General features: G+C 67.7%; 1 protein-coding gene. It reads left to right on the top strand.

Going from position 1 to position 1,112, the window contains the following annotated elements:
* Positions 1-162: 162 nt before the first annotated feature.
* Positions 163-1,068, top strand: a complete 906-nt coding sequence (locus tag NMI01S_RS33630; protein WP_063002780.1) for an IS5 family transposase — start codon at positions 163-165, stop codon at positions 1,066-1,068.
* The last annotated feature ends 44 nt before the right edge of the window (positions 1,069-1,112 follow it).

The following is a 1,112-nucleotide window of genomic DNA, read 5'->3' on the forward strand; positions in this document are numbered from 1 at the left end:
CGACTAGGTTCTGTCTCGAAGTGAGTGATGGTGTGGCACCGCACAGCGGTGCCACACCATCACCGTTTTCGGTGAAATATGTTGGCCGCGTTGGTATGCGGGCGAGGTCTCCGGTAGTTGGTTTAACGACCAAGCAAAACCGGAGTACTACCGGAGACCTCGTTGACCAGCGTAGCGGTGGCGGGGCGAGCGGACCTGACCGATGCCCAATGGGCCCGGCTGGAACCGCTGCTGCCCTGTGGGAAGAGGGCGGGACGCCCGCCGAAATGGACGAAACGGCAGCTTATCGACGGGATCCGGTGGCGTGTGCGGGTCGGTTCGCCATGGAGGGACGTGCCGGCCGAATACGGATCCTGGCAAGCGGTGTACGGGTTGTTCCGGCGCTGGCAGCGCGCCGGGTCGTGGGCCACGATCGTGACATCGCTGCAGGTCCAGGCTGACGCGGCTGGGGTGATCGACTGGCAGGTCAGCGCGGATTCCACGATCACCCGCGCTCACCCGCATGCTGCCGGCGCCCGCCGCGACTGTGACCGGCAGGCCGAACCACCGGCCGGGACTGGTGAGCGCGAGCCGGCCGATCACGGGTTGGGACGTTCGCGGGGCGGGTGGACCAGCAAGCTGCATGTGGCCTGCGACCGGGGCTGCCGGGTGTTGTCGGTGCTGCTCACCGCTGGTCAGGTCGGTGACAGTCCGCAGTTCACCGCAGTGCTCGACGGGATCGAGGTGCCGAAACTCGGTGGCGGCCGGGCGCGGGTGCGGCCGGAGCGGGTGCTGGCCGATAAGGCGTATTCCAGTCGCGCCAATCGGGAGTGGTTGCGTCGTCACGGGATCCCAGCGACGATCCCGGTCCCTGCCGATCAGGCCGCGCATCGGCGCCGCCGCGGTCGTGGCGGTGGCCGGCCCCCGGCGTTCGACCCGGTGGTCTACCGGGACCGCAATGCCGTCGAGCGCGGCATCAACCAGCTCAAACAGCATCGGGCGGTGGCTACCCGGTTCGACAAACTCGCAGTCCGCTACCAGGCCACGATCCATATCGCGGTGATCAACCAGTGGCTGCGGCACTCGTGAGGGCGGGCCGCTGACCCGCCCTCAACACTTCGAGACAGAACCTA

This window comes from Nocardia mikamii NBRC 108933 (assembly GCF_001613505.1).
Classification (GTDB): Bacteria; Actinomycetota; Actinomycetes; order Mycobacteriales; family Mycobacteriaceae; genus Nocardia; species Nocardia mikamii.